18 protein-coding genes and 1 pseudogene are annotated in these 20,063 nt (G+C 60.3%); 15 read left to right on the top strand and 4 right to left on the bottom strand.

Annotated elements, in window-relative coordinates; genetic code table 11:
* Position 1: 1 nt before the first annotated feature.
* The 14 genes and pseudogenes from B5F39_RS04605 to B5F39_RS04545 all read left to right on the top strand — a co-directional run bounded on the left by B5F39_RS04605 (position 2) and on the right by B5F39_RS04545 (position 13,896).
* The gene (locus B5F39_RS04605; protein WP_087364451.1) at positions 2-1,192 is read left to right on the top strand and encodes a DUF3798 domain-containing protein; all 1,191 of its coding nucleotides are present in this window, start codon (positions 2-4) and stop codon (positions 1,190-1,192) included.
* A 207-nt stretch (positions 1,193-1,399) separates the two neighbouring features.
* On the top strand, positions 1,400-3,022 hold the full coding sequence (locus B5F39_RS04600) for a sugar ABC transporter ATP-binding protein (protein ID WP_087364448.1): 1,623 nt from the start codon (positions 1,400-1,402) through the stop codon (positions 3,020-3,022).
* A gap of 22 nt (positions 3,023-3,044) precedes the next feature.
* Positions 3,045-4,091, top strand: a complete 1,047-nt coding sequence (locus B5F39_RS04595; RefSeq protein WP_087364446.1) for an ABC transporter — start codon at positions 3,045-3,047, stop codon at positions 4,089-4,091.
* Positions 4,091-5,182, top strand: a complete 1,092-nt coding sequence (locus B5F39_RS04590) for an ABC transporter permease (RefSeq protein ID WP_087364444.1) — start codon at positions 4,091-4,093, stop codon at positions 5,180-5,182. The genes B5F39_RS04595 and B5F39_RS04590 overlap by 1 nt, the downstream gene beginning before the upstream one ends.
* 2 nt (positions 5,183-5,184) lie before the next feature.
* Positions 5,185-5,664: a DUF6672 family protein gene (locus tag B5F39_RS04585; protein ID WP_087364442.1), complete on the top strand. Its 480-nt coding sequence runs from the start codon at positions 5,185-5,187 to the stop codon at positions 5,662-5,664.
* 80 nt (positions 5,665-5,744) lie between these two features.
* Positions 5,745-6,392 (top strand): histidine phosphatase family protein, encoded by a 648-nt coding sequence (locus B5F39_RS04580; protein ID WP_087364439.1) that lies wholly within the window; start codon positions 5,745-5,747, stop codon positions 6,390-6,392.
* 131 nt (positions 6,393-6,523) lie between these two features.
* A complete protein-coding gene (locus tag B5F39_RS04575) occupies positions 6,524-7,390 on the top strand; it encodes a fumarate hydratase (protein ID WP_087364437.1) in 867 nt (288 codons plus the stop codon).
* 4 nt (positions 7,391-7,394) lie between these two features.
* A complete protein-coding gene (locus B5F39_RS04570; RefSeq protein ID WP_087364435.1) occupies positions 7,395-7,958 on the top strand; it encodes a FumA C-terminus/TtdB family hydratase beta subunit in 564 nt (187 codons plus the stop codon).
* Positions 7,959-8,375: 417 nt separating this feature from the next.
* A pseudogene (locus B5F39_RS14565) lies at positions 8,376-8,636 on the top strand (TAXI family TRAP transporter solute-binding subunit); the annotation flags it as partial.
* Positions 8,536-9,237 (top strand): TAXI family TRAP transporter solute-binding subunit, encoded by a 702-nt coding sequence (locus B5F39_RS04565; RefSeq protein WP_239391104.1) that lies wholly within the window; start codon positions 8,536-8,538, stop codon positions 9,235-9,237. The pseudogene B5F39_RS14565 and the gene B5F39_RS04565, both read left to right, overlap by 101 nt.
* Positions 9,238-9,460: 223 nt before the next feature.
* The gene (locus B5F39_RS04560; protein WP_087364434.1) at positions 9,461-10,408 is read left to right on the top strand and encodes a TAXI family TRAP transporter solute-binding subunit; all 948 of its coding nucleotides are present in this window, start codon (positions 9,461-9,463) and stop codon (positions 10,406-10,408) included.
* A 72-nt stretch (positions 10,409-10,480) separates the two neighbouring features.
* A complete protein-coding gene (locus B5F39_RS04555; protein WP_087364432.1) occupies positions 10,481-12,442 on the top strand; it encodes a TRAP transporter permease in 1,962 nt (653 codons plus the stop codon).
* 115 nt (positions 12,443-12,557) lie between these two features.
* Complete coding sequence (locus B5F39_RS04550; RefSeq protein ID WP_087364430.1) at positions 12,558-13,463, top strand: lysophospholipid acyltransferase family protein; 906 nt, start codon at positions 12,558-12,560, stop codon at positions 13,461-13,463.
* On the top strand, positions 13,447-13,896 hold the full coding sequence (locus tag B5F39_RS04545) for a hypothetical protein (RefSeq protein WP_087364428.1): 450 nt from the start codon (positions 13,447-13,449) through the stop codon (positions 13,894-13,896). Before B5F39_RS04550 ends, B5F39_RS04545 begins: the two co-directional genes overlap by 17 nt.
* Here B5F39_RS04545 and B5F39_RS04540 read toward each other — a convergent pair.
* Together B5F39_RS04540 and B5F39_RS04535 are read right to left on the bottom strand one after the other, a co-directional pair.
* Positions 13,893-14,417, bottom strand: coding sequence for a hypothetical protein (locus B5F39_RS04540; RefSeq protein ID WP_087364427.1), 525 nt, complete (start codon positions 14,415-14,417; stop codon positions 13,893-13,895). The two genes, B5F39_RS04545 and B5F39_RS04540, sit on opposite strands and share 4 nt — an antisense overlap.
* Positions 14,417-14,749: a YerC/YecD family TrpR-related protein gene (locus B5F39_RS04535; RefSeq protein ID WP_087364425.1), complete on the bottom strand. Its 333-nt coding sequence runs from the start codon at positions 14,747-14,749 to the stop codon at positions 14,417-14,419. Before B5F39_RS04535 ends, B5F39_RS04540 begins: the two co-directional genes overlap by 1 nt.
* A gap of 306 nt (positions 14,750-15,055) precedes the next feature.
* Between B5F39_RS04535 and proS the strand changes: the two genes are divergently transcribed.
* Entirely contained in the window at positions 15,056-16,498 is a 1,443-nt protein-coding gene (gene proS, locus B5F39_RS04530; protein WP_087364423.1) for a proline--tRNA ligase, read from the top strand.
* A gap of 203 nt (positions 16,499-16,701) precedes the next feature.
* Here proS and B5F39_RS14560 read toward each other — a convergent pair whose 3' ends face one another.
* Both B5F39_RS14560 and mnmE read right to left on the bottom strand, forming a co-directional pair.
* Positions 16,702-17,574, bottom strand: a complete 873-nt coding sequence (locus B5F39_RS14560) for a YadA-like family protein (protein WP_255376010.1) — start codon at positions 17,572-17,574, stop codon at positions 16,702-16,704.
* Positions 17,575-18,602: 1,028 nt separating this feature from the next.
* Positions 18,603-19,967, bottom strand: a complete 1,365-nt coding sequence (gene mnmE, locus B5F39_RS04520; RefSeq protein ID WP_087364419.1) for a tRNA uridine-5-carboxymethylaminomethyl(34) synthesis GTPase MnmE — start codon at positions 19,965-19,967, stop codon at positions 18,603-18,605.
* Positions 19,968-20,063 lie beyond the last annotated feature (96 nt).

Below are 20,063 nucleotides of genomic sequence, written 5' to 3'. Positions count from 1 at the left end.
GATGAAAAGAACCAGCGCATTGATTCTTGCATTGGCGGCGACGCTCGTCATGACGGCCGCCGCGTTCGCGGAAGCTCCGTTCCACATCGGCATCGCCACGCTCACCGTCTCGCAGGCTGAAGACACCTACCGCGGCGCAGAGCGCATGATCAAGGAATACGGCGACGTAGCCGACGGCGGGATGATCCAGCACGTCACGATGCCGGACAACTTCATGTCCGAGATGGAGACGACCATATCGCAGATAGTCGGCCTCGCCGACGACCCCAAGATGAAGGTCATCGTAGTCGATGACGCCATCCCCGGCACGACGGAAGCCTTCCGCCGCGTCAAGGAAAAGAGGAAGGACATTCTCTGCTTTGCGGGACAGCCGCAGGAGGATCCCGGCGTCATATCGAGCGTCGCAGACCTCTCAGTCAGCGTGGACTTCATCTCGCGCGGCTACCTTATGATAGACACCGCGAAGAAGCTCGGCGCGAAGAAATTCGTCCACATTTCCTTCCCGCGCCACATGAGCTATGAGACCCTCGCGCGCCGCCGCGCGATAATGGAACAGGCCTGCAAAGACCTCGGCCTCGAATTCATCTTCGAGACGGCCCCGGACCCGACGAGCGACGTCGGCGTAGCGGGCGCGCAGCAGTTCGTACTCGAAAAGACCCCGGCTTGGATAGACAAGTACGGCAAGGAAACGGCCTTCTTCTGCACCAACGACGCTCAGACCGAGCCTCTTCTCAAGCAGATAGCGAAATACGGCGGAATCTTCGTTGAACCCGACCTTCCGTCGCCCCTCATGGGCTACCCCGGAGCTCTCGGCATCGACCTTAAAGACGAGTCGGGCGACTTCCCGGCGATAATGAAGAAGGTCGAGCAGGCCGTCATAGACGCCGGAGGAGCCGGAAGGATGGGGACGTGGAGCTACTCCTTCGGATGGAGCACCGTCTGCGCGCTGGCCGAATACGGCAAGCGCATAGTCGAGGGCGACGCGAAGCTCTACCGCCTGAAGGACCTCTGGGCCTGCTACGACAAGTACACGCCCGGCGCGCAGTGGATGGGCTCCGAGTACTTCGACGTGGCGACGCAGGTCAAGATGCGCAACTTCCTGCTCGTCTACCAGGACACCTACATCTTCGGCAAGGGCTACATGGGCATCACCAACGTCCAGGTCCCTGAGAAATATATGACGATAAAGTAAACTCGCTCGTTTTGTGAGTTCGCCTAAAAATCTTTCCGGCGGCAGCGCCGGAAAGATTTTTTTTCTGCGTAAAGCGCTGTATCGTATCCTCCTTGTTATCTTGTAGTTTTTAGACAAATCAACTATCATAAGTTGGGTTTTATGCGCAAAGCGATTGACATAATGTAAGCCATAAAATTATACGTATCGTTCAATGAGGTGAAGTGTATGGGCACAGGAGTCCCGCTATTGAAGATGGAGAACATCGGGAAGGAATACTTTGGAAACCGCGTTCTCCAGGACGTCAGCTTTTCGCTTCAGCCGGGGGAGATTATGGGGCTGGTCGGCGAGAACGGCGCCGGTAAATCCACGCTGATGAATATACTTTTCGGTATGCCAGTCATCGCAGAAACCGGCGGATATGAAGGGAAAATAAAAATCGACGGGGAAGAAGTTCATTTTAAGGACCCGCTCGACGCGCTCAAAGCCGGCATTGGAATGGTGCATCAGGAATTTTCGCTCATTCCCGGCTTCACGGCGACGGAGAACATCCTGCTTAACAGAGAATCGACAAAATACAACGTCATCGTCGAGGTGTTCGGCGACAGGCTCAAGACGCTCGACAGGGCCGACATGAGAGCGAGGGCGGAGAAGGCCATCAAGACGCTCGGCGTCGACCTCAGCCCCGACACTCTGATCAGCGAGATGCCGGTAGGGCACAAGCAGTTCACGGAAATAGCCCGAGAGATAGACAGGAGCAAGACGAGGCTGCTCGTTCTCGACGAGCCTACGGCGGTCCTTGCGGAGAGCGAGGCGACGGTCCTCATATCGGCGCTGCGCAAGCTCTCGGAGCAGGGCATCGCGATAATATTCATATCCCACCGCCTTCAGGAGATAATAGACCTCTGCGACAAACTCATAGTGCTGCGCGACGGGCGCGTCATACAGGAGGCCAAGACCTCGGAGACGAACGTGCGCCAGATAGCCGCGTGGATGGTCGACAGAAAGGGGAGCGGCCCCGTCGAAGAGGTCAAGGACGAACAGGCGCATGAAAGAGAAATCGGCGGCGTCATTCTGAAGACGGAGCACCTGTGGGTGGACATGCCTGGAGAAACTGTGCGCGACGTGTCGATAGAGGTGCGCCGCGGCGAGATATTAGGCTTCGGCGGCCTTGCGGGACAGGGAAAAGTCGGCATATCCAACGGAATCATGGGCCTCTACGCCGCGGGCGGCAAGGTGTGGCTGCGCGGCAAGGAGATAAAGCTCAACGACCCCGACGCGGCGCTCAAGGAGGGCATGGCTTTCGTCTCTGAGGACCGCCGCGGGGTCGGCCTTCTTCTCGAAGAGGGAATAGACTGGAACATAACCTTCACGGCGATGCAGGTGCAGGAGAAATTTATAAAGAATCTCTTCGGCGGGCTTGTGAAGTGGCGCGACGACAAGGCCATCGAGGAATGCGCGCGCGAATACATCAAGTCGCTCGAAATACGCTGCACTGGACCGAAGCAGCGCGCGATAGAGCTCTCGGGCGGCAACCAGCAGAAGGTGTGCCTCGCGAAAGCTTTCGCCGTGAAGCCTGAGATACTCTTCGTATCAGAGCCGACGCGCGGCATCGACGTCGGCGCGAAGAAGCTAGTCCTAGACACGCTGCGGCGCGCCAACAGGGAGAACGGCACGACGATCATCATGACCTCCTCGGAGCTCGAGGAGCTCCGTTCGATATGCGACCGCATAGCGATAATCAACGAAGGGCGCGTATGCGGAATACTTCCGGCGTCGGCGGAGGCCGAGGAGTTCGGTATGCTGATGCTCGGCCACGTCTCCGAAGAGGCCGCCGCGGCAAACCAATAAATGAACGACAGGTGAGAGACTAATGAAGGGCAAACTGCATGAATTTATCGAAAACGCCGGCTGGCCGCGAATAATAATAGCGCTGTTCCTTCTCGCGCTGTTCGTCGCGGCGCCGTTCGTCGGCGTCAGGCTCGACGCATCCATCTCCGACACGCTCGTCCGCGTCGGAATGAACGGCATACTGGTGCTAGCGATGGTGCCGATGATACAGTCGGGGTGCGGCCTCAACTTCGGGCTGCCGCTCGGCATAATCGCGGGACTTCTCGGAGCCGTCACCTCCATACAGATAGGCGTCGAGGGCGCGATAGGCTTCGTCATTGCGCTGGCGATAGCCGTCCCGATAGCCGCCGTCCTCGGATGGATGTACGGACAGCTTCTCAACAAGGTCAAGGGCGACGAAATGATGATAGCGACCTACGTCGGATTCTCATCCGTCGCGCTCATGTGCATAGCGTGGCTTCTGCTGCCATACACGAGTCCGACTATGATATGGGGCTACGGCGGCTCCGGCCTCCGCACGACGATAAGCGTCGAAGGCTTCTGGCTCAACGCGCTCAGCCAGTACGTCAACATCAGGATAGGCGAGTTCTTCTACATCCCCGTCGGGATGTTCCTCTTCTTCGCCTTCGTGGCATTCCTCGTCTGGGCCTTCTTCCGCACCAAGACCGGGACCGCGATAACCGCCGTCGGCTCGAACCCTGAGTTCGCGCGCGCCTCCGGCATCAACGTCGATAAAATGCGCACCATATCGGTCGTCATGTCCACCGTGCTCGGAGCTATAGGGATACTCGTCTACGAGCAGAGCTTCGGATTCATCCAGCTCTACATGGGGCCGTTCTACATGGCTTTCCCCGCGGTCGCCGCTATACTCCTCGGCGGAGCTACGGTGAATAAGGCCACCATGGTGAACGTCGTAGTCGGCACCTTCCTCTTCCAGGGGATACTCACGATGACTCCGTCCGTCATCAACAGCGTCATGCAGACGGACATGTCCGAAGTCATACGAATCATAGTCAGCAACGGAATGATCCTCTACGCTCTTACCAGGAAAGTGACGGTGAAACGATAATGGCCGGCAATAAAAAAGACATAAGAAGCGTGCTCGCGGACTACGCCGTCCCGATCGTTTTCATCGGCCTCTCGGCGATAGCCATTCCGCTCTCGGGCTTCTCCGCGACGTACCTCATACAGGAAATGCTGACGCGCCTCGCGCGCAACTCCTTCCTAGTTCTATCGCTGCTCATCCCGATACTCGCGGGCATGGGGCTGAACTTCGGGATGGTGCTCGGCGCTATGGCCGGTCAGATAGGGCTGATCTTCGTCACCGACTGGGCCGTCGCGGGATGGCCGGGGATGCTGCTCGCGTCTATCGTCGGAATGCCGATAGCTATAGTGCTCGGCTATATATGCGGCGCAGTCCTCAACAGGGCTAAAGGACGCGAAATGGTCACCTCGTATATCCTCGGGTTCTTCATCAACGGCGTCTACCAGCTCGTCGTGCTCTACGGCATGGGCAGGCTGATACCGATATCCAACCCGCAGCTCGTCCTCTCGCGCGGCTACGGCATACGCAACGCCATCAACCTCACCGGCATCCGCCGCACCCTCGACACCCTCATCCCGTTCAAAATAGGTACGATAGACGTGCCCGTCGCGACGTTCATACTCATCGGCGTGTTCTGCCTGTTCATAATATGGTTCCGCCGCACGAAGCTGGGGCAGGACATGCGCGCGATAGGGCAGGACATGGCGGTCGCCGAGGCCGCGGGCATCCCGGTCGAGCGCACGAGGATAATCGCGATAATAATCTCGACCGTGCTCGCCTGCTTCGGACAGATAATATTCCTTCAGAACATCGGCACGATGAACACCTACAACAGCCATGACCAGGCCGGCATGTTCGCGATAGCGGCGATACTCATAGGCGGAGCCTCAGTCAGCCGCGCGACGATAGCCAACGTCTTCGTCGGCGTCGTGCTCTTCCACCTGATGTTCGTCGTATCGCCGATGGCCGGCAAGGAGCTCATAGGACAGGCGCAGCTCGGCGAATACTTCCGCGTCTTCGTCTCGTACGGAATAATAGCGCTCGCGCTCGTGCTCCACGCGTGGAAGCGCCACCGCGACAAGATAGCGGCGCGCAGCAGCCTGAGAGGAGAATAACGATGGAAGGCATCAACAAAAGAAGGCTCGTCATCCGCATAACGCTCGTCGTTCTGCTGGTGCTGCTCTGCTTCGGCCTCTACTACATAGGCAAAGAGCACGACGTCTACATAGACAACAAGACCGTTACGATAGACGGCAAAGAATACGCCGAGATGGAATACATCGCGGTGTCATTCGACGGCAAGGACGACGACGCGGTGGAATACTTCGCCGGAGACCGCGACGTGGTGAAGCTCCGCGGCCCGAACCACACGATCAAGATCGTAGTGATGGACGAGGACACCGAAGAAGTCGTCAAGACCGTCGAGCGCAGGCTCAGCCTCGGCACGATACCGGGAATCATGGTCTCGCTGCCCGCGATAGCGGAAGAGGCGGAAAACGTGGAACTCCCGCTCCCGCATCTCCAGCAGGCGGCAGCAGCGCCGGAAGAGGAAGCTCCCACCGGCGGCATGGACGCCGGCCCCTCGTTCGGGGAATAACGGATACTGCAAAAATATCAGAGGCCGCGCGCAGCGTATGTGCGCGGCCCTGCTTTTGTGGGAGTATGAGAGGGGCGGCAATGAGCGAAACGACGGTATATTTCATCAGACACGGCGAATGCGACGGCAACAGGGACAAAAGGATACGCGGCTGCGTAGACTTCCCGCTCAACGAGAACGGCGTGAAGCAGGCGCACGCCCTCGCCGCGCGGCTGAAAAACGCGGGAATCACTGCGATAGTGACGAGCCCGCTCGCGCGCGCGCTCGAGACGGCGAGCATACTCGGCGAGGCCGTCGGAGCAAAGCCGGTCATAAAAGAGGGCTTCCGCAACATCTGCTTCGGCGCATGGGAAAACAGACTGCAAAGCGAGATCATGCGCGAGTTTCCCGAACAGTGGCGCACATGGACGACTCGTCCAGAGGAACTGCGCGTCGAGGGCGCAGAGAGCCTTTACGCAGTCCGCGACCGTTCGCTGCGCGAACTTCAGAACACCATAGCCGAGTACGAAGGCCGGACGATAGCCCTCGTCTCGCACCGCGCGCTGCTCAAGCCGATGCTCGCGGGCGCGCTCGGTGTAGCGCCGCCGTTCTTCTGGCGTCTCCACCTCGACAACGCCGCCTACGGCGTACTGACGCACACTCCCGAGCGCGGCTTTACTCTTCGCACGCTCAACATTACCGAACATCTGAAAAATCTGAAAATCGCCGACGACTTCGACAGCATGTAGGCGCTTTTCCAAGATTCATATCCTTCACGAAAAAATCCGGCGCGTCCTGCCGCACGTCTCGCCGCAAAGCCCCTCGCTCTGTTATCATATTCGGCGGACAGTTCCAACAAATATGAGCGAGGGGTGTTGCTATGTCTAAAATATACACGCTGACGGCGGCGGAGATTTCGGACAAGGTCTGCGAGCTCGCGCTGACCGCCAATATGTATCTGCCTGAGGACGTTGCGGAGGCTCTCAGGAGGGCGCGCGCGGCGGAAAGGGTAGAGAGGGCGCGCTCTTTGTACGACGAGATAATAAAGAACGCGGAACTCGCCGCTGAAAAATACATGCCGGTATGCCAGGACTGCGGCATGGCGGTGCTGTTCATCGAGCTCGGGCAGGACCTGCACGTCGAGGGCGGGAGCCTCGAGGATGCGGTCAACGAAGGCGTGCGTCGTGCCTACAAAGAAGGCTACCTGCGCAAATCCGTCGTGGGCGACCCGCTCGCCGACAGGAAAAACACCGGCGACAACACGCCCGCGATAATCCACTGGAAGATAGTCCCCGGCAAGGCCATAAACATAACCATAACGCCGAAGGGCATGGGCAGCGAGAACATGAGCCGTGTATACATGCTAAAGCCCGCCGACGGCGCGGAGGGCGTGCTCAGGGCCGTCGTCGAGACGGTTCGCGAGGCCGGCTCCAACCCATGTCCGCCTATAGTGATAGGCGTCGGCATCGGCGGCAACTTCGAGACCGCTCCGCTCGCAGCAAAGGAGGCGCTGCTCGTCCCCTCCGGCGTGCGCAACAAGACCGAGTTCTACGCGAAGCTCGAGGCCGACATACTGCGCGAGGTCAACAGGCTCGGCATAGGCCCGTCCGGCTGCGGCGGCACAGTGACGGCGCTCGACGCGCACATAATAGCGAAGCCGACCCACATCGCGGGAATGCCGGTCGCCGTCAACATCTGCTGCCACGCGCTGCGCCACGCGCACGGACGTCTTGAAGGGAGAGGCTAACATAATGAGCGAGATAAAATACATAACTCTGCCGCTCGACGACGAAACGGCGGAATCCCTGCGCGCGGGCGACATCGTGCGCCTGTCCGGCAAGATATTAGTCGGGCGCGATGCTGCGCACAAGCGCATAGTCGAGGCGATAAACTCCGGCGAAGAGCCGCCCGTTCCCATAAGCGGCGAAGTCATATACTACGCCGGCCCAGCGCCGACGCCGCCCGGAGCGGTCATCGGCCCGATAGGGCCGACGACGAGCGGCCGCATGGACCCGTACGCGCCGCTGCTCATCGAAAAAGGGCTGCGCGGCATGATAGGCAAGGGCAAGCGCACTCAGGCCGTGCTCGACGCGATGAAGGTTCACAAGGCCGTCTACTTCGGCGCGACCGGCGGAACCGCCGTGCTGCTCGCCGACTGCGTGAAAAGCGCCGAAACGATAGCCTACGAAGACTTAGGCCCCGAGGCCGTGCTGCGTCTCGAGGTCGAGGCCATGCCGCTGACCGTAATAGCCGACTGCCACGGCGGCAACCTGTACGAAACCGGCCCCGAGGAGGCGAGAAAGTTAATACAGTAACTTTTTTGTTGCTTTGCATATAGACGGGCGAGATATTTAGATGTTATTCTGTTCAAAGTGTTTGATTTCTCGCTTGTATTAAATGAAAGGCGGTGAGGCGATGCTTCCGTTACATCTCTGACGCGGCTGCCCGGTCTTTGCGCACGGCGTGCGTTTTAAGAGGGCGGCTGCGACGGCCGGAAGCGGCGCTTCATCGCTTCTTTTCAAATAAAGTCTTCTCCGCCTCCCGCTCTCTGTCCTACTCTGAAGCATTTCTCGCGCGCTGTGCCGTGCGGTCGTTTCTTTTACGGCATCAGGAATAACATGAGACAACAGGAGGATAATCATGAATAAGTCGTTCAGGAAATTTTTCGCCGTAGCGGCGGCCTTCGCCGTCGCGTCCGCAGCAGTCCCGCCGAGGCGGTCGAGTTCGTCACGATAGGCACGGGGCCGACCGGCGGCACGTATTACCCGGTCGGAGCCGGCATAGCCAAGATATGGACGGCCAACGTCAAGGACATGCGCGCCAACGCGCAGGCCAGCGGCGGCACGCGCAACAACATCCAGCTCATGGAGTCGGACGAGGCGCAGGTCATCTTTGCCGACGGCCTGCACTACGACGCCTACAACGGGCGCGACAGCTACGAGGGACAGCCCAAGACCTTCCTGCGCGCGATGGCTCCGCTCTATCCCGAGGCGATACACATCGTCGCGCACAAGGACAGCGGCATCAAGACGCTCGCCGACCTCGCGGGGCAAGCGCGTCTCTGTCGGAGCGGTCGGCGGCAGCGTCGAGCTTACGGCGGAGAATCTTTTCAAGTGCGCCGGTATCGACCCCGCGAGCATAAAGAAGGAATACCTCGGACACAGCGAATCCGTCGCGGCCTTCCAGGATAAGCACATCGACGCCGCCATCACTGTCGGCGCGATAGGCATAGCCAGCGTCGTCGAGCCTATGACGCTCGGCATCGTGGACCTTATCGACGTGCCGGACGGCGTCGTCGCGAAGATGATAGAGATAACCCCCTACTACGCTCCGCTCACGATACCGAAAGGCAGCTACAAGGGGCAGGAGCGCGACGTAAAGACCTTCTGCAGCCCGAACATCCTCGCCGTCCACGAAAAGCTCTCCGACGAGTCCGTATATCAGATGACGAAGGCGCTCTTCGATCACAAGGACGAACTCGTCGTCATCAGCGCGAGAATGTCAGAGATGGACCCGAGCTACGTCAAGGACATAAAGATACCGCTCCACCCCGGCGCGGAGAAGTACTACAAGGAAATAGGCGCGGTCAAGTAAGACGCGCCCGGGCGGCCGGCCTGTGCCGTGCCGGCCGCCTTTCAGCGGCTATTATAATTTAGGCATTTCACAATTTGTATGAACAAATGCGTCTGTAGAACTATATACACGCGCGCCGCGTTATAGTACCCTCTCTCTATTGCAAGTGATACGAATCTATTGTGAAAATTTCACATAACGATGAGGCGCTTGAAACTTTTTGAGAGCCGGAGGGTATATCAGTATGAAGAATTTTGTGAGAGCGGCGTTTGCGGTGTTCGCGCTCTGCGCGTGCGCGGCCGGGGCCGAGGCGGCTACCTTTATCAACATAGCGACGGGATCGACCGGAGGAACATACTATCCCGTCGGAGCGGCGATGGCGAAGGTGTGGAACGACTCGATCCCGGACATGAGGGCGAACGCGCAGTCCACTGGCGGCACGGCGCAGAATCTCTCGCTTCTTTCGAAGGGCGAGGCGGAGGTCATCTTCGCCGACGGGCTGTACTATTTCGCCTACGAGGGCAAAGGGATGTTCGAGGGCAGGGCGATGAAAGGGCTGCGCGCTATCGCGCCGCTCTACGCCGAGCCGATACATTTCCTCGTCGCCAAGGGCAGCGGCATAAAGAGCATTAAGGACCTCAAAGGTAAGCGCGTCTCGGTCGGCGCGGTCGGAAGCGGCACGGAGATAACAGTGCGCGCGCTGCTCAAGGCGAACGGCATAGATCCGGACAAGGACATCCGCGCGGAGAACCTCGGCCTTTCGGAGACGGCTTCGGCGTTTTCCGACAAGCAGATCGACGCGGGGCTCGTCGTCGGAGCTCTGGGCATCGCCGGCGTCGTTGAGATAACGACGGTGGACACGGCGGAGCTGATAGATTTCGAGCCGGGCGTGATAGGGACCCTCTGCAAGGCGCTGCCCTACTATCTGCCCTTCGAGATACCGGCGAACACTTATAAAGGACAGGAGAAGGCCGTGAGGTCCATGGCGAGCTGGAACGTCCTCGTTACGAACGACAAACTCGGCGAGGAGCTCGCTTACAGCATGACGAAGGCTCTTTACGATAAGAAGGGCGACATTCTCAACGTTTCGTCTAGGCTTTCCTCGATGTCGCCCGAGAACCTTAAATTCATACAGATACCGCTCCATCCGGGAGCGCAGAGATATTACGGTGAGGCCGGAAGCGCGAAATAACGAAATTCCGCTTTGATGCGCGCGGCGGGATAAGCGCGCCGCGCATTCGGCTTTGAGGAGGATAAAAATTTTATGGAAGAAAACAGAAACTCCGCGTCGCTGCTCGACAAAGTGAGCATGGACGAGGCGGAGGTCCAGAACCTGGTCGAGAAGTACGACCAGGAGAGCCGCTACAGAAAACTCTCGGGCGGGCAGGGGCTCTTCATAACCTGCTGGCTCGCCGCGATGTCGCTGTTCCACCTTTACACGGCCGGCGTCGCGACGATACCGATAACGATACAGCGCGCGGTGCATCTGACGTTCGCCATCGTCGCGGTATTCGTGCTCTATCCCGCGACGCGCAGGTCGTCCAAGGTCAGCACGCCGTGGTATGACTGGCTGCTCGCGGCGGCATCGGCCTGCGTCGTCGGCTACATCGCGGTGTTCTTCAACGACATCGCGCGGCGCGGCGCGGAGCCGCTCGGCTACGAGATATATCTCGGCATCGCCGCGATAGTGCTGGTCGTCGAGGCCGGGCGGCGCGTCGTCGGAAACGTGCTCCCCTGTCTCAGCGTGCTGTTCCTGCTCTACTGCTACTTCGGCAACTACGTGCCCGGGATGTTCCAGATTCGCGGCTATTCGCTCAACAGGATAATACAGCACATGTACCTTACCTCCGAAGGCATCTTCGGTCTCGCGCTCGGAGTCTCGGCGACCTTCGTCATAGTGTTCATAATCTTCGGGGCCTTCCTCGGCAAGAGCGGCGGCGCGAAGTTCTTCAACGAGCTCGCGCTCGCGCTCGCGGGCAGCAGCCCGGGCGGCCCTGCCAAGGTCGCCGTCGTGGCCTCGGGGCTGCTCGGCACGATAAACGGCTCGTCGGTCGCCAACGTCGCGACTACGGGCACCTTCACGATACCGCTTATGAAAAAGGTCGGCTACGCGCCGCACTACGCGGGCGCGGTCGAGGCCTGCGCCTCGACGGGCGGTCAGCTCATGCCGCCGATAATGGGGGCCGGAGCCTTCATCATGAGCGAGTTCCTTAACATCCCCTATCTTTCGATAGCGGCGGCGGCGATAATCCCGGCGCTCATCTATTACACCGCTATATTCACCAACGTCCACGTCCGCGCGCGCCGCGACGGGCTCGAGGGGATAAAGAAGGAGGAGCTCCCAAGCGCGCGCGAGGTCATGAAGAGCGACGGACATCTGCTGATTCCCGTCATCGTTATAATCGTGACGCTGCTCATGAAGTACACGCCGCTGCGCGCGGGCTTCATCGGCGTCGTCTCGGTCATACTCGTCAGCGCGCTCAAGAAGAACACGCGCATGTCGCTGCGCGACAACATAGAGGCGCTCGTCGAGGGCGCGCGCGGGGCCCTCGGGGTCGCTCTCGCCTGCGCGCTCGTCGGCTTCATCGTCGGCACCTCGTCTCTGACCTCGCTCGGCCTCACCATCTCGAACAACATAATAGAAATCTCGGGCGGCAGCCTGCTGCTGACGCTTATAATGGCGATGGTCGCCTGCCTCATACTCGGCATGGGGCTCCCGACGACGGCGAACTACATCGTGTGCAGCACGATAATAGCGCCGGCGCTCATCGGCATGAACGTCCTGCCGCTATCGGCGCACCTCTTCGTCTTCTACTTCGGCATCATGGCCGACCTGACGCCGCCGGTCTGCCTCGCGGCCTTCACCGGCGCGGGCATTGCGGGCGCGAGTCCGGCGAAGACCGGCGTCACCGCGACGAAGATAGCGCTTGCGTCGTACCTGCTGCCCTACTGCTTCGTCTATAACCCGATGCTGCTGCTTCAGAACGTGGAGCCGGTCGAGCTCGTGATACTCGTCGTCTCGGCGGTGCTCGGCGTCATAGCTCTCGCGGGCGCGTTCGAGGGCTGGTTCTACAGGAACCTGCGCCGCTGGGAGCGCGTCGCCTTCGGGCTGACGGCGGTCGCCGCGATACATTACGACATCCTAGCGAGTGTCGCCGCAATCGCCGGAATCGCGGTGCTTATACTCTACTTCAGAAAAACCAAAAACAGCGCCGCAGCTCTCTAGCTTCACGGCGCGAAGGCGAAAGGCGCGGGGCTTCGTTCGGGGCCCCGCGCTTATAGTATAATTTCTGCATATATGACGCGGGCGCGGAGAGCCGCGCCGCATAAGGGGAGTTCTCATGCCGGGAAAAGGACAGCCGCTTATATGGCATTCTCTTAATATATTCCGCGCGCTCTGCTGCCGCATGGAGCACGAGCGCGCCGTCGCGCTCGGCGGAAAGCTCGGCTCGCTCGTCGCGCGCTTCTCGCGCAGGAAGGTCGCCGAGGCCGCCGAACGCTGCTCGCGCGTCCTCGGGGTTTCGCGCGGGCGCGCCGAGGAGATAGTGCGCGGGGCATACGAACACTTCGGGCGCGCCGCCGCCGAGTTCGCGCGTATGCCGCTGATGGCGGACAAGATAGACTCGCTCGTAAGCAGCGAGGGACACGAATATCTCTTCGAGGCGGTGAAGTCGGGGCGCGGTGCGATGCTCGCGACGGCGCACATCGGCAACTGGGAGTATTCCGCCTGCTGGCTGGCGCACCACGGCCTGCCGATAAATTCTCTCGGGGCCGACCAGCGCGACGAACGCATAACGGAGCTGATAAAAGAGCTGCGCCGTGCGGGCGGAGCGAAGGCGCTCGGCAAGGCGAACGACCTCAAGTCGATGATAAAGGCGCTCCAAAACGGCGAAATAATAGCCGTCCCAGTAGACCAGGACGCGAAGGAGGCCGGGGTTGTCTCGCCCTTCATGGGCTTCCCGGCGAGCACGCCTCTCGGCCCGGCCAAGCTCGCGGCGAAGCTCGGCTGCGACGTGATTCCCGGGATATGCGTGCGCAATCCTGACGGCGTGACCTTCTCGATGAAATTCTACCCGCCGATGAAGGGACGGAACGGCGAACCCTTCGGCAAGAACATACAGACAAGCACAGACGACCTCAACGCCGTCATATCGGAGGGCATAAAGGCCCACCCCGAGCAGTGGATGTGGATGTATCCGCGCTGGGAGTCGGTCGAGCGCGGGATATTCAATGATCGCGGGAATTGACCCGGGCCGCTGGAAGACGGGCTTCGCGCTCGCGGACGGCGGGCGGCTGCTCTTTTCCGCAATCGTGCCGTCGGACGAGAGAAAAAGGCTGATTCTCGCCATAGAGCGCGGCGACTGGAAATCTCTCGCGGAGTGGGAACAGGAGGGGAGCGCCGTGGAAATCCCGCAGATCCGCCCCGAAGCCGTATACGTCGGAAGCGGCACCTCGTCCGGGGAATTTCGCTCGGCGCTGACGTTTCCTCATACGGTCGTCGAAGAATACGGAACCACGCTCGAAGCGCGCGAAATATACTGGCGGCTGCACCCGCCGCGCGGGCTCATGAAGCTCGTCCCGCTCTCGCTGCGCACGCCGCCGAGAAACGTCGACGACCTCGCCGCCTACGCGATACTGCTGCGCTGGGCCGGGGCCGCCGTAGCCGAAAAATCCTCTTAATCGTAAAATTTCTTAACAGCCACGCCCCACTCGCCGAGCTCCGACGCCATGTCCTCCAGCATCGACTCCATCGCGGCGCGGTACATGCGCTCAGTGAGATTCGCGGGCTCGCCGGGCAGCCGCACGGCTATGACGGGGGCTTCCCGCCCCATCATATAAGGCAGCGCGCATTTGCAGGCCTCGAAGAAAACGTTCAGCGCCGAGACGTGCGCCGAAAAATCCACGGGCGATATGTCGAGGAGCAGGCGTTCCTTCGACGACAATGCCGGCGCGAAAACGAGGGCGTCTATCCCGCCGAGCGCCTCGGCGCAGGCGACCGCGGCGGGCGCCACGTCGGACAGCGCCGCGCCCGCCGTCACGGAACCGCCCGCAAATTCGGCTCCCGGCGGCAGAGTCTCGGAAAGCCGTGAAATTTCGTCCTCGCCGCGTGCGGTCAGCCAGACGGAAGCGCCGTCGAGAAGCGCCGCCATCTCGTCCGGCAGCGGCCCGCCGTGCGCGAGCGGGAAAAATACGCAGCGCATTACTTCTTCACGCTTTTCTTCTTCGGCGCGGCCTCCTCGGCGGCCTTGCTCTCGAGCTTGCGCAGCACGTCGCGGTAGCCGTCCGTGCCGTACTCGACGAATTTCTTGACGCGGCTGATAGTCGCCGTGCTCGCGCCAGTCGCCTGGACAATCTGCGGATACGAGAAGCCTTTTATGAGAAGCCCGGCGACCTGGAGCCGCTGCGAAAAGGCCTTGATTTCAGAAAAGGTCGCCAGGTCCTCGAGGAAGCGGTACGCTTCGTCCCTGTCGGTGATTGCGACGATGGCGTCGCAAAGCTGGTCCGTAAAATCGTCTTTCCACTGATTTGACATTGCTGAACCTCCGGTATTTTATTCAGCGCTTTAGTTCGCGACTATATTAAAATATACCAGCGAAGCGGCAAAAGTCAAGCGTGAGCCGCATTCATCTGTATAGCGCCATGCCAATCCGTACGCGGCGGCGTTATCCAGAGCTTCGCCTCCGGAGGGCGGCGCTCCGCCGTACGCGTAAAAGTTCAAAAGCCGCGCGTAAAGTGATAGAATAGGAGGTAAGCGCGGCCTCGCGGCGGCGCTGCGTTCCGTTACGGAAAAAAGTCTTTGAAAAAAGCGTCAAGATAGAATTTCATTGGAGGACAGGATATGGCAAAGAACATTACGCCGAAGGAACAAAATTATTCGCAGTGGTATCTCGACGTCATCCGCGCCGCGGAGATGGCGGACTACGCGCCGGTGCGCGGCTGCATGGTAATACGCCCGACCGGCTACGCGATTTGGGAAATGATACAGAAGCACTTCGACGACGCATTCAAGGAAACCGGGCACGTCAACGCCTCGTTCCCGCTGCTGATACCTCAGTCGTTCCTCTCCAAAGAGGCCGAGCACGTCGAGGGCTTCGCGCCCGAGTGCGCCGTCGTCACCCACGCCGGCGGCGAGGAGCTCGAGGAGCCGCTCATCGTGCGCCCGACCTCCGAGACCGTCATCGGCCACATGTACAGCAAGTGGGTGCAGTCGTGGCGCGACCTGCCCATACTCATCAACCAGTGGGCAAACGTCATGCGCTGGGAGAAGCGCCCGCGCCTCTTCCTCCGCACCTCCGAATTCCTCTGGCAGGAAGGGCACACCGCCCACGCGACCAAAGAAGAGGCCGTCGAAGAGACGCTGCGTATGCTCGAAGTCTACCGCCGCATAATGACGGAATACCTCGCGCTTCCCGTGCTCGAGGGCGAAAAGACCGAGGGTGAGCGCTTCCCCGGAGCCGACAGCACATACACCTGCGAGGCCATGATGAGCGACAAGAAAGCGCTTCAGGCCGGGACCAGCCACTTCCTCGGACAGAACTTCGCGAAGGCCTTCGACATCCAGTTCCAGAACAAGGACGGCGCGATGGAATACGCCTATACGACGAGCTGGGGCGTCTCGACGCGCCTCATCGGAGCTCTCATAATGACGCACTCCGACAACGACGGCCTCGTCCTGCCGCCGCGCATCGCCCCCGTCAAATGCGTCATAGTCCCGATTTCGACCGACGACGCGAAGATCGAGAGCGCGCTGCTGCCGAAGGCAGAGGAGCTCCGCGCGCAGCTCAACGCCGCGCTCGGCGGACGCTGCGTCAACATCGACAAGCAGTTCCACATGCGCCCGGGCGACCGCTTCTTCTCGCACCTCCAGAAAGGCGTGCCGCTCCGCATCGAGCTCGGAGAAAAGGAATACGCTGCGGAGAAGCTGCGCGTCGTGCGCCGCGACACAGGCGAGAAGCTCGACATAGCGTGGAGCGAAGCCGCGTCCGCGATTCCCGCGCTGCTCGACGAGATACAGCAGAACCTCTACAACCGCGCGCTCCAGTTCCGCATCGCGAACACCCACAAGGCCGGGAGCCTTGAGGAATTCAAGAAAGTGCTCGAGGAAAAGGGCGGCTTCATCGAAGTGTTCTTCGCGGGAAGCAAGGAAGACGAGCAGGCAATCAAAGAAGCGACAGGCGCGACCCCGCGCTGCTTCCCCTTCGCCCACTCCGAAGAGCGCGGCAAATGCTTCTACACGGGCAAGGAAAACGCGAGAAAGGCGATATTCGCGAAGTCGTACTAAACTCCGCGCTCCGTTCGCGGACAGCGTAAACCAAATCGGGACGGCAGATTTCGCCGTCCCGATTCTTGTAACGCGCCGCCGTCCCCCTGGCAGAATCGCGGCGGCGCGCCAAACTTTTTTACTTTTTTAAGAGTTTCGGCGCGCGCCCGCGCGCGGGCCGTGCCTAAGCAGGAGCGGAGCTGAGTCGCTCCTGCGGAATTTCGTCAGTTCTTTGCTTCGAGCTGCGACGTAAGCTCGATGATGGTCTGCTTGTTCTGTTCGTTTTCCTCCATCAGCTTCGCGAGCATCGCTTCCAACTCGTCCATGCGCTTCTGCATCGAGGCGGCGTCCTTCGCGCGCTTATTCGACTTCTCACCGCCCTTGCCGACCGCGAAGCTCACGCCCGCGCGCCCCATGAGGTCGCCGTCCGAGCATATCGAAGCGCCGAGGTTGAACATCACCGTCTCGCGCGTGTAGTGGAAGACGCCGACCGCGACTGCGTACTCGTCGCGGTACGTGCCGACGGCGGCGGAAAGGGTCGTCGGCATATCTGGGTCGTACTGTATCGGGTGAAGCCCCGAGAGAGCCGCGGCGTGCGCGCCGACGATGTTGATGTCTTCCTTCAGGTCGTCCATGCGCTGGTATGCGTTCCAGAGCTGATTGCCCGTCACGGCGTCAGAGCTTCCCTGATAGACACCGCCGTCCGCGATGTTCGTCAGCTGGCGTTTGAGCGTGTCGTTACCGAAGGAGACGGTGTTCATTCGGTTGGCTATGGAATCGTATCCTATTGCGACAGAGTTTTCCGCAGTTGCACTGCTGTTTGCTCCGACTGCTACGCTGTAGTGGTTTGCCGTCTGGGAGTTACTTCCGATGGCGACGTTGGCGTAGCCTGTTGATGTCGCGTTCGTACCCATAGCAATGCTTTCATTGCCAGAGGCGTTCGCTTGATACCCACTTGCGTAACTAAGAACACCGGATGCTTGTGAATCGTGCCCTATGGCCGTGCTCTGTATTCCCTGCGCATGTGCCCCAACGCCGAAAGCGGAGCTGTGATTGGCCTCTGCGATTGCGCCGTCACCGATGGCGGTGCTTTCCATTGCACTGGCTTGTGCCGCATTGCCGTATGCCGAGCTGCGCGTACCCGACGCAGATGCGTTTACCCCAGTTGCAGTACTATCTTCCTTTGTTGCTTCTGCGTTGTACCCGCTTGCTGTGGCGCGAGTGCCAGACGCTTCGGCGGCAGCTCCTGTTGCTGTGCTGCGAAGCGCCGTTGCGTTAGCGCCTGAACCGCTGGCTGTAGCCTGATATCCGCCTGTCTGTGCGTTGTATCCGATGGCAGTACCCTCATGTGTAGTGTCTGTATGAGCGCCGTAGCCTACTGCTGTGCTGAGATTGCCTTCTGCTTTGGCTGTTGAGCCTAGTGCGGTGCTGTTGACTCCCGTAGCGCTTGCATCTCCGTCTGGATGAGCGACGTTTGCCGCTTCCACGCTAATAACTACCGACGTACTGAACATCAGCGCGACCGCGCAGACTGCGAGCGCTCTGAAAAATTTTTTCTTCCTGCTTTTTGACGAAATCATCTTTGCGTTGCTTCCTTTCTAAGAATTTTTGTCGCATGTTTTTGCGCGCATTCCCGAAATCCGCGCCGTTCCGCAAAACCGTCCGCCGAAGCGCACACCACCAACAGCAGCATGCGCGCCGTGTTCCTTCCTTTATGCCGTTGGGTTTGGATTATTTCTAGGATGTTGACGAGTATAAAAAGGCAGGCGGCGTGCGCCGTCCTCGCGCGCTACGAGTCGTCGGCGAATTTTCCGTACTGCATGAAAAGACGGCGCTCCGCGGCGGCGTCAGGAAAACGCCGCGCACGGAGCGCCGTTTTAGTCCGAGTATATCTGGCACGTGGAGTTAATGACGAATACTTACAGTATGCACGGGGGGGGGGTAATGGCTATTAGATTACAATTATGTATTCTCAGCGTTTTCATCGGCCGCACCCCTCCCTTTTTGGACAATTTCCTGAATCCGTAACTTTTTATAATCCTATCATATCGCTATGAAATTGCAACGGAGAGTTTTTTACGACTTCGCGCGGCGGCACTTCTGCGGAAATTCTTCGGGCAAGACGTTATTTCCCGACGCAGAAATTTCCGAAGACCTTGTCGAGAAGGTTCTCAGAGGCGTCGAGGCCGAGCAGCGACGAAAGCGCGGCGCGCGCCTCCGCCACGCAGGCTATCGTCGCGTCGTTTCCGGCTCCGGCCTCTATCGAGGCCGCGGCCTCGTCTATCGCCTTCCCGGCCTCTGTCAGGCATTCCATCTGCCGCGCCGTGACGGCGTAGCCGCCCGCGAGCGCGCCTCCGCCGGAGACGCGTCGGAATATTATTTCTTTGAGCTCTTCGATGCCGTCGCCGCGCGCCGCCGATATGGAGACTGTTTCCGCGCCGGGGTATTCCGCGTTCAGGGTTTCTTCGGTGATTTTCTGCGGCAGGTCGCTCTTGTTCACTACTATTATCGTTCCGTCGGGCGCGGCGGAACCGCCGTTGGGGCCGCACGACAGGTCGGGGGCCGAGCCGTCTATGACCCAGAGGACTACGTCGGCCTCTTTCATCGCGCGCAGCGAGCGGCCGACGCCTATCGCCTCGGCCTCGTCGGAGGTCTCGCGGATGCCGGCCGTGTCTATTATGCGTATCGGGAGTCCCTTATATATGAAGGTTTCCTCTATGCTGTCGCGCGTCGTGCCCGGCGCGGCGGTAACTATCGCACGGTTTTCTTCCAGCAGGGCGTTGAGCAGCGAGGATTTGCCGACGTTCGGGCGGCCTATTATGGCGACGCGCGCCCCCTCGCGGAGCAGCATCCCGGCGCGGCATTTCGAAAGCAGCTCGGCGCCGCGTGCCGCGAGAGCCTTTATGCGCGCCGCGCTTTCGTCCGGCGCTATGAAGCCCTCGCCCTCTTCGGGAAAATCCAGGTCTACTTCGAGCGCCGCGGCGAGTTCCGTCAGCTCGTCCATGAATTTTTTGATTTCGGCGGTCAGCCCTCCCTGTAGGGCGCGGGCCGAGGCTTTTAGCGCCTCGTCGCTGCGCGCCTTTATTATCCCGAGCACCGCCTCGGCCTGCGCGAGATCCACGCGCCCGTTGACGAAGGCGCGCCGCGTGAACTCGCCGGGCTCAGCGAGCCTCGCGCCGAGCGCGCAGAGCTCCTCCACGCATTTCTGCGCCGAGAGGAGGCCGCCGTGGCAGTGTATCTCCGCGCTCTCCTCGCCTGTATAGCTTGCGCCGCGCGGGAAACGCACCGCGAGAGCCTCGTCGAAGGCTTCGCCGCCGCGCGTGCGCAGCGTGCCGAGCGCCATATATCGCGGCGGCTGTTCCTCGAACGGGCGCCGCCCGCTGAAAATCTTCCCAGCGAGCCGCGCGCACCCCTCGCCCGAGAGGCGCACTATCGCGATGCCGCCCTCGCCCCACGCCGTCGCCTGCGCAGTGATTATGTCTTCCGCCATTTTTTGCATGTTCTCCCCGTAAATCCAAGTTTTCCGGCAAAGTCTAGCACCGCGCGCCGCCGCTGTAAAGAAAACGAAAAAGCCGGAGGCTCGCCC

This window comes from Cloacibacillus sp. An23 (assembly GCF_002159945.1).
Lineage (GTDB): Bacteria > Synergistota > Synergistia > Synergistales > Synergistaceae > Caccocola.
Note: the sequence above shows the minus strand (reverse complement) of the source record. Positions and strands in the feature narration are given on the sequence as shown.

Excerpts from the sequence above, each read along its gene's own strand:
- B5F39_RS04605 (WP_087364451.1), top strand. The coding sequence starts at position 2 with ATGAAAAGAACCAGCGCATTGATTCTTGCATTGGCGGCGACGCTCGTC.
- B5F39_RS04600 (WP_087364448.1), top strand. The coding sequence starts at position 1,400 with ATGGGCACAGGAGTCCCGCTATTGAAGATGGAGAACATCGGGAAGGAA.
- B5F39_RS04595 (WP_087364446.1), top strand. The coding sequence starts at position 3,045 with ATGAAGGGCAAACTGCATGAATTTATCGAAAACGCCGGCTGGCCGCGA.
- B5F39_RS04590 (WP_087364444.1), top strand. The coding sequence starts at position 4,091 with ATGGCCGGCAATAAAAAAGACATAAGAAGCGTGCTCGCGGACTACGCC.
- B5F39_RS04585 (WP_087364442.1), top strand. The coding sequence starts at position 5,185 with ATGGAAGGCATCAACAAAAGAAGGCTCGTCATCCGCATAACGCTCGTC.
- B5F39_RS04580 (WP_087364439.1), top strand. The coding sequence starts at position 5,745 with ATGAGCGAAACGACGGTATATTTCATCAGACACGGCGAATGCGACGGC.
- B5F39_RS04575 (WP_087364437.1), top strand. The coding sequence starts at position 6,524 with ATGTCTAAAATATACACGCTGACGGCGGCGGAGATTTCGGACAAGGTC.
- B5F39_RS04570 (WP_087364435.1), top strand. The coding sequence starts at position 7,395 with ATGAGCGAGATAAAATACATAACTCTGCCGCTCGACGACGAAACGGCG.
- B5F39_RS04560 (WP_087364434.1), top strand. The coding sequence starts at position 9,461 with ATGAAGAATTTTGTGAGAGCGGCGTTTGCGGTGTTCGCGCTCTGCGCG.
- B5F39_RS04555 (WP_087364432.1), top strand. The coding sequence starts at position 10,481 with ATGGAAGAAAACAGAAACTCCGCGTCGCTGCTCGACAAAGTGAGCATG.
- B5F39_RS04550 (WP_087364430.1), top strand. The coding sequence starts at position 12,558 with ATGCCGGGAAAAGGACAGCCGCTTATATGGCATTCTCTTAATATATTC.
- B5F39_RS04545 (WP_087364428.1), top strand. The coding sequence starts at position 13,447 with ATGATCGCGGGAATTGACCCGGGCCGCTGGAAGACGGGCTTCGCGCTC.
- B5F39_RS04540 (WP_087364427.1), bottom strand. The coding sequence starts at position 14,417 with ATGCGCTGCGTATTTTTCCCGCTCGCGCACGGCGGGCCGCTGCCGGAC.
- B5F39_RS04535 (WP_087364425.1), bottom strand. The coding sequence starts at position 14,749 with ATGTCAAATCAGTGGAAAGACGATTTTACGGACCAGCTTTGCGACGCC.
- proS (WP_087364423.1), top strand. The coding sequence starts at position 15,056 with ATGGCAAAGAACATTACGCCGAAGGAACAAAATTATTCGCAGTGGTAT.
- B5F39_RS14560 (WP_255376010.1), bottom strand. The coding sequence starts at position 17,574 with ATGGAAAGCACCGCCATCGGTGACGGCGCAATCGCAGAGGCCAATCAC.
- mnmE (WP_087364419.1), bottom strand. The coding sequence starts at position 19,967 with ATGGCGGAAGACATAATCACTGCGCAGGCGACGGCGTGGGGCGAGGGC.